The following is a 12,868-nucleotide window of genomic DNA, read 5'->3' as shown; positions in this document are numbered from 1 at the left end:
GTGAGCGGGAACTGGCAGTCTTAGAGTGGAACCTGTTGGCACAACGAGGTGCCGTTAAGCGTGGAGCTGCCTGACATGACCTCGAATCCCGGACACGTGCAGACCGGAACGACCGGCGAGCAGTCCGAGAACCCCGAAATGGCCAAGCGGCGGTTGCTGGACCGAGCCGTCGAGTTCGCTCCTGAACTCGGCGAGCTGCTGCGCACCTACTACCGCCACGTACCGGCCGAAGAGCTCGTCGACGACGACCCGAACGACCTGGTCGGAGCCCTCCGATCGCACCACCGGCTGGCCGCGAGCCGCGCCGCCGGGCGACCCCTGGTGCAGATCTTCAACCCGACCCTCGACGACCACGGCTGGCAGAGCCAGGCCACGGTCGTGCAGACGGTCACCGACGACATGCCGTACCTGGTGGACTCGCTGATCGCCGAGCTCGGCCGCGACAACGCCGACGTGCTGCGCGTCATCCACCCCATCGTCGTGGTCAGACGAGACCTCGCCGGTGAGCTCCTGGAGGTGCTCCCGGAGGCCGACCCGTCCGACCCGCCCGCCGGTGCCATGGCGGAGAGCTGGATGTTCGTCGAGGTCGGGCAGGTCGTCGACCTCGAACGCCTCGCGGCGCTCAAGCAGAACCTCGACGGCGTCCTCAACGACGTGCGCGAGGTCGTCGAGGACACCGAGCGGATGCACTCCTGCGTCCGCGCGCTGGCCGACGAGCTGGAGAAGAACCCGCCGCCGCTGCCGAACGAGGAGGTCGCCGACGGCGCCGGCCTGCTGCGCTGGCTCGCCGACGGTCACTTCACGTTCCTCGGCTACCGGCACTACGAGCTGGTCGAAGACGACGGCGAGGCGCTGCAGGCGGTGCTGGCCTCCGGGCTGGGCGTGCTGCGCAGCGACAGCATCGCTTCGCGAAGCCTGACCAACGGTCCGGACTCCAAGGCGCTGTCCCAGGAGCTGCTGGTGCTCACCCAGGCGGGCGCACCGTCCACAGTGCACCGTCCGGTCCACCCGTTCTACGTGGGCGTCAAGACCTTCGACGAGTCCGGCCGGGTCAGCGGTGAGCACCGCTTCCTCGGGCTGTTCACCACCACCGCGCTGCACGAGGACGTACTCGACATCCCGTTCGTGGAACGCCGCGTGCGCGAGGTGATCCACCGCGCCGGTTTCCCGCTGGAGTCCTACTCGGGCCAGCGCATGCTGGAGGAGATCCAGAGCTACCCGCGCACCGAGCTGTTCTCCACGGACTTCGAGACCCTGCAGGAGACCCTCACCGGTGTGCTGGCGCTCGCCGAGCGCCGCAAGCTCAAGCCGTTCCTGCGACGCGACCCCTACGGCCGGTTCTTCTCCTGCCTGGTCTACCTGCCGCGGGACCGCTACACGACCAGCTCGCGGCTGGCCATGCAGGAAGTGCTGCTCGACGAGCTCAGCGGCACCGGGCTGGAGTACAGCACGCGCGTGGGCGAATCCACGCTGGCGCGCGTGCATTTCGTGGTCCACACCGACCCCGAGGAGCAGATCGAGCCGAACCTCCCGCGCATCCAGCAGCGGCTCGACGAGGCCATCCACACCTGGGACGACCAGATGGTCTCCGAGGTCGACGCCGAGCGCTCCGGACGAGGAACGGGCGGCGGACCGGCCCGCGCGCTGTCCGAGGCCATCAACCAGGTCGGCCAGGACTACGCGTCCGGGTTCCCGGAGGCCTACAAGGAGGACTTCAGCGCCGCCGAGGGCCTGCAGGACCTGCGCCGCCTGGAGTCGCTGAGCGGCCCCGACGACCTGCGCATGTCGTTCTACGTGCCGCGCGACGCCAGCGCCGGCCAACGCCGCTTCAAGCTCTACGTCGGCGGCCGGGTCACGCTGTCCCGGGTGCTGCCGGTGCTGCAGAGCATGGGCGTGGAGGTCGTCGACGAGCGGCCCTACGAGCTGACGCCGGAGAGCTCCGGCGACCGGTTCTACATCTACGACTTCGGGCTGCGGCTGGACTCCGGCCTGCTCGACAGCACCGATCCGCAGCTGCTGGACTCGCTGCGGCAGCGCTTCGAGGACGCCTTCCGGGCGGTCTGGCTCGGTGACGCCGAGGTCGACCGGTTCAACGCGCTGGTGCTGCGGGCCGGGCTGAACTGGCGGCAGGCCTCGGTCCTGCGCGCCTACGCCAAGTACCTCCGCCAGGTCGGCATCGCCTACACGCAGGACTACATCGAGGACTCGATCCTCGCGCACCGCACCACCACGACCGCGCTGGTGCGGCTGTTCGAGGCCCGCTTCGACCCCGAGCTCAGCGAAGCCGACCGCAAGGCGCGCGAGACCGAGCTCACCGAGTCGGTCACCGAGCTGATCGACGAGGTCACCAGCCTCGACGTGGACCGGATCCTGCGCAACTACCTGAGCCTCATCCGGGCCACCCTGCGCACCAACTACTACGTCGACACCAGCGAGCGGGAGCGCCCGTTCCTGGCGTTCAAGCTGGAACCGCGCGAGATCCCCGGCCTGCCCGAACCCCGGCCGCAGTTCGAGATCTTCGTGTACTCGCCGTGGGTGGAGGGCGTGCACCTGCGGTTCGGTTCCGTGGCGCGCGGTGGTCTGCGCTGGTCGGACCGCCCGCAGGACTTCCGCACCGAGATCCTGGGCCTGGTCAAGGCGCAGGCGGTGAAGAACGCGGTGATCGTGCCGGTGGGCGCCAAGGGCGGCTTCGTCGTCAAGCGCCCGCCGCTGGCCACCGGCGACCCGGCGGTGGACCGCAAGGCGTCGCTGGACGAGGGCGTGGCCTGCTACCGGATGTTCATCTCCGGCCTGCTCGACCTCACCGACAACCTGATCGGCGGGGAAGTGGCCCCGGCTCGCGACGTGGTGCGCCACGACGGCGACGACACCTACCTGGTCGTCGCGGCTGACAAGGGAACGGCGACGTTCTCCGACATCGCCAACGACGTGGCCCAGTCCTACGGCTTCTGGCTCGGCGACGCCTTCGCCTCCGGCGGCTCGGTCGGCTACGACCACAAGGCCATGGGCATCACCGCCAAGGGCGCGTGGGAGAGCGTGAAGCGGCACTTCCGCGAGCTCGACCTCGACACCCAGAGCGAGGAGTTCACGGTCGTCGGCGTCGGTGACATGGCCGGTGACGTGTTCGGCAACGGGATGCTGCTGTCCGAGCACATCCGGCTCGTGGCCGCGTTCAACCACATGCACATCTTCATCGACCCGGAGCCCGACGCCGCCGTCTCCTACGCCGAGCGGCGCAGGCTGTTCGAGCTGCCGCGCTCGACCTGGGACGACTACGACCGCGGCAAGATCAGCGAGGGCGGCGGCGTGTGGTCGCGGTCGCTGAAGTCGATCCCGCTGAACCCGCAGATCCGGGCGGCGCTGGGCATCGACGAGTCGGTGAGCAAGCTGGCACCGGCCGAGCTGATCAAGCGGATCCTGCTGGCACCGGCCGACCTGCTGTGGAACGGCGGCATCGGCACCTACGTCAAGTCGGCCACCGAGACGCACGCCGAGGTCGGCGACAAGGCCAACGACGCCGTGCGCGTCAACGGTGGTGACCTGCGGGTCAAGGTCGTCGGCGAGGGCGGCAACCTCGGTCTGACCTCGCTGGGGCGCATCGAGTTCGCCCGCCACGGCGGCAAGGTCAACACCGATGCGCTGGACAACTCCGCCGGTGTGGACTGCTCCGACCACGAGGTCAACATCAAGATCCTGCTGGACCAGCTGGTCACCGAGGGCAGGCTCACCGGTCAGCAGCGCAACGAGCTGCTGGGCGAGATGACCGACGAGGTCGGCGAGCTGGTGCTCACCGACAACCACCGGCAGAACGCGGTGCTGGGCATCTCGCGCGCGCACGCCGGCCCGATGCTGCCGGTGCACGCCCGGCAGGTCGCCGCGCTGGAGCAGTCCGCGGGCCTGGACCGCGAGCTGGAAGCGCTGCCGACCAAGAAGGCGTTCCGCGACCTGGAGAAGGCGGGCGAGGGTCTGTCCTCGCCGGAGCTGGCGACGCTGATGGCGCACGTCAAGCTCCAGCTCAAGCGGGACGTGCTGGCCAGCGGCCTGCCCGACACCGAGTCGTTCGCCGAGCGGCTGCCGGAGTACTTCCCCCGGCCGCTGCGGGAGCGCTACGGCGACGCGATCTCCGCGCACCCGCTGCGCCGCGAGATCATCACGACCCTGCTGGTCAACGAGATGGTCGACGGCGCGGGCATCTCCTACGCCTACCGGCTGACCGAGGAGCTCAGCGCGTCGACCACCGACGTGGTGCGGGCGTTCGCGGTCGTCACCAACGTCTACGACCTGCGGCAGCTGTGGGCCGACATCGACGCCCTGGGCGGTTCGGTGCCCAGCGCGATCGCCGACGAGATGGTGCTGGAGAGCCGGCGCCTGCTCGACCGGGCGGCGCGGTGGATCCTCACCAACCGGCCGCAGCCGCTGGCCATCGGCGCCGAGATCACCCGGTTCCGGCCGGTCGTCGCCGAGCTGACGCCGAGCGTGCGCGCACTGCTGCGCGGGCGCGCGGCCGAAGGCGTGACCGAGCAGATCGATCGCTGGGTGGCCGCCGGTGTGCCGGAGGCGCTGGCCGAGCGGGTCGCGGTGCTGCTCGACGCCTACGCGCTGCTGGACATCCGGGAGGTCGCCGAGCTCGGCGAGCGCGACGCCGGGATCTCGGCGGAGCGCAGCCCGGGCGAGAGCGCCGAGCTGTACTACGCGCTGTGGGCGCACCTGGACGTCGAGCGGATGCTCATCGCGGTCAACGAGCTGGAACGCGGCAACAGGTGGCACGCGCTGGCTAGGCTGGCCCTGCGGGATGATTTCTACGCATCGCTGCGCGCGATCACCGTGGACGTCCTGCGGACCTCGGAGCCGGAGGAGAGCTCGGAGGAGAAGATCGCCAGGTGGGAGTCGACGAACGCCGCGCGACTGGCGCGGGCCAACTCGTCGCTGGAGCAGATCGTGAGCTCCGGGCGGCTTGACCTGGCCACGCTGTCGGTGGCGGCGCGTCAGCTCCGCAGCATGGTCCGGTGACCATCGTGGTGGGTGGGGGTTCGCAGCCCCCGCCCACCACGAACACGGCAGAGAGGAAAGGCCCAGTGGGCGCGTACGTAGCCGAGGTAGCCCTGCGCTGGTCCGACATGGACGCGTTCGGCCACGTCAACCACGCCAGGACGATCACGTTGCTGGAGGAGGCACGAGCCGATCTGCTGTTCACCGAAGCGGAGAAGCAGGGCCTGCTGGGCATGGCCGAGGGCATGGTGGTCGCCCGCATCGTCATCGACTACCACGCGCCGCTGATGTACGCGGCCAAGTCGTTGCAGGTCCGGATGTCGGTGCGGGAGCTCAAGGCGGCCTCGTTCGTCATCGACTACACCGCGGTCGCGCAGGAAGCCGTGTGCACCGCCGAGACGCTGATGGTGCCCTACGACCTCCGTGCCGGACGGCCGCGCAGGCTGACCACCGACGAGCGGGACTTCCTGTCGGAGTGGCGCGCCGAGCAGTTGGAGACCGGTCGTGCCTGAGCTCCGCATGCCCGACCGCACCGAGCGCGACGACCTCGGCGCTTTCGTCGCCCGCGCCGTCCGGCTGGACAACCAGTCCATGGTCCGGATGCGCAACCGCCCCGGCACGGACCGCATGGACGTCTGGGCGGCCACCCCGTTCGACGCGCTGTCCACCCGCTCGGTGGAGGGCTCGGTCGACCCGGCCGACCTGACGGTCTCCGGGAACGAGCTGCTGGCCACGCTGACCGTCGCCGGCGGTGACGTGATGGACCCGGGCGCGCCCAAGGACCTCATGTGGCGCTCGGAACTGCCCCCGGCGACCGGCTGGAAGCTCGTCGACGACCTCCCGGCCCGCCTGGTCGGCGAGGTCGCGGAGCGCGGCATCGACGTCGCCAAGGAGAACGTGGGCCCGAAGGGCACGCCCCCGGCGTCGCTGCTGGACCAGGAGGTCTTCACCGTCCAGGGCTCCGGCCTCGACGTGAAGGTCCCGCTGCGCTGCCTGTTCGTCCTCTCCGGCATGGGGTTCCTCGTCAACACCCCGGCGGAGGAGGAGATCGTCCGAGTCAGCGCCACCGACTCCTGGCTGCGCCTGGACTCCCGCTTCGGCGCGGTGGTCCGCCGCCGCCACGCCCTCCTCCCGCTCCTCCTCTAACCCCACCCCACGAAGCCACCACCCGAAAACCGCCGCGATCGGACCCCGATCACGGCGGTTTTCCGCGTGCCCAGGGCCATGCCCCCGATTACGGCAGTTTTCAGGCCCCCGATTACGGCGGTATTCCGTGTGTTCGGGGGCCGTGCTCCCGATTACGGCAGTTTTCGGGTTCCCGATTACGGCGGTATTCGGGGTGGTGGGTGGTGTTTCAGGGTGGGGGTGGTTGCCGGTGTGGTCGGGTCAGGGGGTGTGGCGGGGTGTGGTGGACCAGCGGACGATGTCGCTGACGAGGGCTTCGAGGGGGCCTCGGCGGAAGAAGTGGCGCCAGGTGTAGGTGAAGGTGAACGTGAAGACCAGGAACACCTCCGGCATGAAGGTGTTCACGAACGCCACGAGCCCCGTCGGCTGCTGACCGTCGCGCGGGAACCACGGCATGTTCGGGTCGTCCAGCGGCAGCGCCGGACCCATGCTGGCGAGGTGGGCGAGGTTCTCCGGGACGCCGCTCAGCGGCCAGCCGCCGGTGACGATCTGCCAGGCCAGCGCCAGCGCGTGCGCCGCGTACAGCGTCAGCGCCATCGAACCGGCCTTGGCCAGCGGCGTCAGCGCACGCCCGGTCCGGTCCGCCAGCTCCAGGCAGACGACCAGGATGACCAGCGCGATCCCGCCCGACCCGAGCAGTTCGAAGGTCGTCCCGCTATGCGCGTTGGCGGCGAGCAGCCACTCCGGGTGCCCGACCGGGATCGTGCCTTCCACGGGGTTCGGCGGGCCGATCGGCACCAGCTGGAACGACACCTGGTAGCCGATCAGCGACATCACGAGTCCGAACAGGCCGATCCGCAGCCGGACCCGCGCGGAGGTCAGGTCCATCCGCCCGACCGCCAGCCCCGCCAGCACCAGCGGCAGGTAGGACGCGGCGGGGTAGAACCCGAACAGCAGCAGGTCGAAGATGCCCTCTTCGGCGATCAGGTGCCCGGGGTCGACGCTGTTGACCAGCGACACCAGACCCGACATGGGCGTGTCGGCGGCGTTCCAGCCGCGCAGCACGAACGACAGCTGCGGCCCCAGCGCCGCGCTCACCGACGCCGCGATGATCAAGCCGCGCGCCCGAAGCCGCAGGAACGGCACCGCCAGCAGGAAGTACAAGCCGTAGAACGGGATGATCACGGTCAGCAGGAAGCCGGTCGCCTCGGTCGCCTTCGCCAGCGCCAGGCCGAGCACCAGCAGCACGGCCGCCCGCACCGCCACCCGCCGGCTCGCGTCGCGCAGAGCCTGGCCCGTCGGCGGCGTCGACCGCCCGGTCATCAGGGCCAGCGACACCCCGGCCAGGAACGTGAACAGCGCGGTCGACCGGCCGGAGAAGAACTGCGCCAGCCACACCTCGGGCCAGCCGCCCGCGAAAGGCACGCCGAAGTGGATGCAGAACATGCCGAACACCGCCACGAAGCGGGCGACGTCCACGCCGACCAGGCGGCCCGGTTTTCCGGTAGCTCGCCGCGCCCGAGGTGAAGTCCGTTCGGGCGCAACAGCAGTCATGACATCCACTTGAGGTCGGGGACGTTGAGCGGAAATCTACCGACCGCCTCGACGCCCCCGGGAGCCTGCCCGCGTTGGCGAGGTCCCGCTCACACCAGCCAGGCGGCGCTGCCCGGCGGCAACTCGCCCGCGACCAGCGGCCGAGAGCTCAGCAGCACCTCACCGGGCGGCAGCGGAACCGGCTCCGCCGAGGTGTTCAGCGCGCAGATCAGGCTGCTGCCGACGCGGCGGAACGCGAAGCAGTCCTCCGGGGCGCCGAACCACTCCACGTCGTCTCCGGTGAACGCCGGGTGCGTCGCCCGCATCTCCATGGCGTGCCGGTACAGCGACAGCGTGGACTCCTCGTCCTCCAGCTGCGCCTCGACGGTGAAGTGGACCCAGTCGTGGGGGATCGACGACCAGTCGGCCCGCGCCGCCGAGAACCCGAAGGGCCGCATGAGGCCCTCCCAGGGCATCCGGATCCGCTCGGTTCCCGGCAGGCCCAGTTCTTCGCCGTGCCGCAGGCACACCGCTCCCGGCAGCGCCAGCTGCACCAGCGCCATCGCGCGCACCGGCGTCAACGCCGCGTGGTCGCGGATGCGCGTGCTGTCCCGGCTGGCCATCGCCCACGCCGGACGCGGGCCGCGGGACTCCAGCACCGTCGTGATCGCCTTGCGCACCGCGTCCGCGGAGAACCCCGCCACCGCCAGGCCCAGGCCGAACAGCAGCTGCCAGTTGCCGGTGCCGCTGCCGATCACGATCCGGCCCGGGTAGTCGGCGAGCACCGCGCCGACCGCGTCCGCCGGGTCGTTGCGCGGGGCCAGGTGGAAGCCGTCGATCCCGTTGTCCAGCCACGGGCGCAGCACCGGACCGGGGTCGGTGCGCGAGGGGTCGACGTCGATCGCCAGCAGCACCCGCAACCCGTTGCCGCGCGCCTCGCCCAGCAAGCGGGCCAGGGCGGGGGAGGCCGGATCCGAACCGGCCATACCCGCCAGCACGATCACGTCCACGCCCAGCAGCTCCAGGTAACCGAGCCTGCCGCGAATCCCGTCGAGGTCGCCGACTCCGTCACCGTCGGCGTCGGCGAACGCGCCGACGTCGATCTGGTAGCACACCGCGTCGAACCACCACGGTCGCTCACCGAGGTAATCCTGCGTGCCCACCTGCTGCATCACCAGGTCCTTCGCTCCTAGATCGGGTCCGCCGGTCAGAACCACGAGTTGATCATGCTGTTGGCGGCCATCTCCAGGTACTGCCAGAGCTGGTCGCGGTGTTCGGGCTTCAACTTGGCCTCGTCCACGGCGATGCGCATGCAGCGCAGCCAGGCGTCGCGCTCGGCCGGACCGATCTTGAACGGCGCGTGCCGCATCCGCAGGCGGGGGTGTCCGCGCTGGTCGGAGTAGGTGTGCGGGCCGCCCCAGTACTGCATCAGGAACAGCCGCAGCCGCTCCTCGGCGGGCCCGAGGTCTTCCTCGGGGTAGAGCGGGCGCAGCAGCTCGTCCTTGGCCACCTCTTCGTAGAAGCGGGCGACGATCTGGTGGAAGGTGGCTTCGCCGCCGACCTGCTCGTAGAAACTCTCCACGGAAGTCACACTTCCATCCTCTCAGGTGGTGCTTCGCCGGTTTCAGTGGTCGGTCGGACGCGATCCGTCGCTGCCGCGCGGCGGGAACCGCACGCCCTGAATAGATACGGATCCCCCGGCCGATTGGTTCGGCGCGGGGGATCCTGCTGGTCAGCTCGTCGTGGAGACGGTGTCGGGGGGAAGCGGGCGGCCGCTGGGGTACGGCGGCTCGATGGCCGAGTCGTCGTAGGCCCGCTTGACCTCCACGCGGAGCCTGCGCTGGACCGCCCACTGGCGGCCGGGGCGGACCTTCACCGTCAGCCGCAGGGTCACCGTGTCCGAGGTGATCTGGTCGACGCCCAGCATCTCCGGCGGCTCCAGGACGTCGTTGGACAGCGGCTCCTTGGACGTGGCGTCCGTGGCGACCTTGCCCGCGACCTCGATGGCCTTCTGCACGTCGGAGTTGTGCGAGATCGGGAAGTCCACGACCGCGACCGCGAAGCCCTGCGACGAGTTGCCCACGCGCAGGATCTCGCCGTTGCGGACGTACCAGACGGTGCCGTTGATGTCGCGCAGCGTGGTGACCCGCAGGCCCACCGCCTCGACCGAACCGCTGGCCTCGCCCAGGTCGACGACGTCACCGACGCCGTACTGGTCCTCGACCATCATGAACATGCCGGACAGGAAGTCCCGCACGAGGTTCTGGGCACCGAAGGCGACGGCCACACCCAGCACACCGGCCGAGGCCAGCACCGGGGCGATCTGCACGCCCAGCACCTGCAGGACGTAGATGACGGCCAGGCCGAAGATCAGGAACGAGGTCAGCGACTTCAGGACCGAGCCGATGGTCTTGGCGCGCTGCCTGCGCCGCTCGGAGAGCAGCTCGTAGGTGAGGCTGTCACCGCGGCGCTCGCGCAGCGGCGAGAGCAACTTCGGGGGCTTGCCGTTGCCGCGGGTGAGGCGGTTGATCGTCCGGTGCAGCAGCCAACGCACGACGAAGGCTATGACCAGCACCAGCACGATCTGCAGGGGCTTGGCGATGAGCAGGTCCGCGTAGGACGCCAGCCACGCGTTCTGGGTCCAGTCGAAGACCGCCTGGCACCAGCGTTCGGTCGGGTCGCACGTCGGCGGCTGGGATAAAAGCGGCAGATTCATGGGTACGGGGGTTTCTCCATGGGCTGTCGTTCGTGGGGTCGCGCCGTGAGGCGTCGGCTACCGACCGGCCCGAGCGTCGTGCGCGCCCCGCCGCGCACGATGATCGAAAACCGGTCGGCCGGAACCGAGTTCGGGGCTCAGTCCAACACGAGACCGGTTGCCTCCGCGAGGAAGGTGAGCTGGTCGGTCGTCAGCCCCACGGTACGTGACACGGAACGGGCGGCGTGTCCCACCTCGGTCTCGCGGCGGATCAGAATGGGCCTTTTGTCCGGGTCCGAACTGGTCGCGTGCTGCAGCGCCGCGCACATCTTGCGAGCGTGGTTGGGGTCTACGCGCGAGTCGGACTCGAAGACCGTGAACAGCACCGACGGATAGGCCGTGTGCTCGGTCACGTTGTGGTACGGCGAGTAGGACAGCAGCCAGCCCAGCTCCTCCGGATCATCGGCCGTGCCGTACTCGTCGTTCCAGGTCCGGCCGAGCAGGAACCGCTCGTAGCGCACCATGTCCAGCAGCGGGGCCGAGCACACCACCGCCCGGTACAGCTCCGGCCGCTGCGTCAGCGCCGCGCCGACCAGCAGACCGCCGTTGGAGCCGCCCGAGATCGCCACCTGGTCCGAGGTCGTCCAGCCCTGGTCGATGAGGTGCTCGGCGGCGGCGTGGAAGTCGTCGAAGGTGTGCTGCTTCTGCTCGCGCATCCCGGCGACGTGCCACTCCTCGCCCTCCTCGCCGCCACCGCGCAGCGACGGCAGCGCCCACACGCCACCGGCCGCCACCCAGGTCAGCGCCGACGGCATGTAGCCGGGCTCGCGGGACAGCGAGAACCCGCCGTAGCCGGTCAGGAACACCGGGCGCGGGTGGTCCGGCTCGGCGACCGGCGCCAGCACGAACATCCGCACCTCGGTGCCGTCGGCAGACCGGTAGGTGACCTGACGGGTGTGCACCTCGGGCAGCTCGACCGCACCCGGAGCGCTCGTCTCCAAGGCCATCTCGCCGGTGCTGCGGTCGTAGGCGTGCACGCACGGCGGGGTCGCGAAGTCGGTCCAGCCGATCCACAACCGGTCGCGGTGCCGCTCGGTGGCCGAGTCGACCGTGGTCAGGGCCGTGACCTGGCCCGTCGCGGGCAACGTGATCCCACCGGTGCGCTCACCCGTGGCCGGGTCGTGCAAGGTCAGCTCGGAGACCGCGTGCCGGGTGCGCAGCACCACCAGGCTCGGCTGGTCGCCGTCGAAGTAGCGGACCGCGTCGAGCACCGAATCGGGCTCCTCGGCGATCAGCTCGGTCCAGTTCTCCGGTTCCGGGGCCGTGGGATCGGCCACGCACAGCCGCCAGCGCGGGGCGTCCTTCGTGGTCATCACGTACAGCCGGCCGTCGCGCTCCACCCAGGCGCCGACCCGGTAGCCGTCGGTGGTGTCCACGATCTGCCGCAAGCTCGGGGCCTCGGCGCCGTCGGAGAGGTCCGCGATCCACACCGAGTCGCGGCGGGCGGTGCCCATGCTGCCCTCGATGATCAGCCAGCGTCCGTCCCGGGAGACGTGCGTGCCGTAGTAGAAGGTGTGGTCCAGGCCCGTGCCGTGCACCAGCACGTCCTGCTCGGGATCGGTGCCCACGCGGTGCCGCCACACGCGGCGGTGGAACTGCTCCTCGCCCTCGGGCACCAGCTCCGGCGACAGCCGGCGGACGTAGAAGAACTCCTCGCCGCCGGGCATCCAGGAGATCGTCGAGTAGCGGCAGCGGTCGATCGGCCCTTCGAGCAGCTCACCGGTGGCCACGTCCATGACGTGCAGCAGCGACTCCTCGTCGCCGCCCACCGAGATCTGGTAGGCCAGCAGGTCGCCCTCCAGGCTCGGCACCCAGCTGTCCAGCGTCGTCAGCCCCGACGGGTCGAGCTCGGTGACGTCCAGCAGCACCCGCTCGGTGCCGTCGGCCTCGCGCACGTGCAGCACGCCGAACTCCTGGCCGGGTTCGCGGCGCGTGAAGAACGCGCGTCCCGCGCGCCACAGGGGAGCGCCCACCGCGCCCGCCGCCAGCAGCGACCGCATCCGCTCGGCGACCGACTCGCGGCCGGGCAGCGCGTCGAGCCAGGTGCGGGCGAGCTCGTTCTGAGCCTCCGACCACGCCTCGGTGCTCGGCGAGGAGGCGTCCTCCAGCCACCGGTACGGGTCGGCGACCTCGCGGCCGTGCAGGGTCTCCGCGATCTCTTCGCGCGCGGTGGCGGGATAGCTCAAGGGGGTTCGAACGTCGGTCACGATCGCGACAATACGTGCTGAGGAGGGGCGTGGAAGGGGGTCCGGCGGCGGCGCGGAGCCGATTCACCCGAGATGATCAACCGTTTTCCACTCGGCTGATCGACAATGGTGGAGGAAGCGCCGGAGACGCGAGACGAGCCGACCGAGATCGCCCCACGGGGCGTTCACCAGCGAAAACGGGCAGCAGATCTTGCTCATCGGCGTGGCGTGTCGAATCACACGTGCGTTCGGGCCGGGTTCTGTGCTGAACTTTGCCCGA

The 12,868-nt window shown here is 70.3% G+C and carries 8 protein-coding genes; 3 read left to right on the top strand and 5 right to left on the bottom strand.

Going from position 1 to position 12,868, the window contains the following annotated elements; genetic code table 11:
* Positions 1-75 precede the first annotated feature (75 nt).
* The 3 genes from KBO27_RS20020 (at position 76) to KBO27_RS20010 (ending at position 6,135) form a co-directional block, all read left to right on the top strand.
* Positions 76-5,010: an NAD-glutamate dehydrogenase gene (locus KBO27_RS20020; protein ID WP_210971491.1), complete on the top strand. Its 4,935-nt coding sequence runs from the start codon at positions 76-78 to the stop codon at positions 5,008-5,010.
* Positions 5,011-5,075: 65 nt separating this feature from the next.
* Positions 5,076-5,501, top strand: a complete 426-nt coding sequence (locus tag KBO27_RS20015) for an acyl-CoA thioesterase (protein WP_210971407.1) — start codon at positions 5,076-5,078, stop codon at positions 5,499-5,501.
* Positions 5,494-6,135: a DUF8010 domain-containing protein gene (locus KBO27_RS20010; RefSeq protein WP_210971406.1), complete on the top strand. Its 642-nt coding sequence runs from the start codon at positions 5,494-5,496 to the stop codon at positions 6,133-6,135. The genes KBO27_RS20015 and KBO27_RS20010 overlap by 8 nt, the downstream gene beginning before the upstream one ends.
* A gap of 240 nt (positions 6,136-6,375) precedes the next feature.
* On the opposite strand, the gene KBO27_RS20005 is transcribed toward KBO27_RS20010, so the two are convergent.
* From KBO27_RS20005 to KBO27_RS19985, 5 genes are all read right to left on the bottom strand, one after another.
* Positions 6,376-7,668: a heparan-alpha-glucosaminide N-acetyltransferase domain-containing protein gene (locus KBO27_RS20005; RefSeq protein ID WP_210971405.1), complete on the bottom strand. Its 1,293-nt coding sequence runs from the start codon at positions 7,666-7,668 to the stop codon at positions 6,376-6,378.
* A gap of 89 nt (positions 7,669-7,757) precedes the next feature.
* Positions 7,758-8,819 (bottom strand): alpha-amylase family glycosyl hydrolase, encoded by a 1,062-nt coding sequence (locus KBO27_RS20000; protein ID WP_210971490.1) that lies wholly within the window; start codon positions 8,817-8,819, stop codon positions 7,758-7,760.
* A 35-nt stretch (positions 8,820-8,854) separates the two neighbouring features.
* Positions 8,855-9,238: a globin gene (locus tag KBO27_RS19995; RefSeq protein ID WP_145743535.1), complete on the bottom strand. Its 384-nt coding sequence runs from the start codon at positions 9,236-9,238 to the stop codon at positions 8,855-8,857.
* A 141-nt stretch (positions 9,239-9,379) separates the two neighbouring features.
* Complete coding sequence (locus KBO27_RS19990) at positions 9,380-10,363, bottom strand: mechanosensitive ion channel family protein (RefSeq protein WP_210971404.1); 984 nt, start codon at positions 10,361-10,363, stop codon at positions 9,380-9,382.
* 137 nt (positions 10,364-10,500) lie between these two features.
* Positions 10,501-12,609 carry a prolyl oligopeptidase family serine peptidase gene (locus KBO27_RS19985; RefSeq protein ID WP_210971403.1) on the bottom strand — a complete coding sequence of 703 codons (2,109 nt, stop codon included), beginning with the start codon at positions 12,607-12,609 and terminating at the stop codon, positions 10,501-10,503.
* Positions 12,610-12,868 lie beyond the last annotated feature (259 nt).

This window comes from Saccharopolyspora endophytica (assembly GCF_018070075.1).
GTDB classification, from domain to species: Bacteria; Actinomycetota; Actinomycetes; order Mycobacteriales; family Pseudonocardiaceae; genus Saccharopolyspora; species Saccharopolyspora endophytica.
The sequence above is the reverse complement of the archived record's forward strand: the minus strand, read 5'-3'. Positions and strand labels throughout refer to the sequence as shown.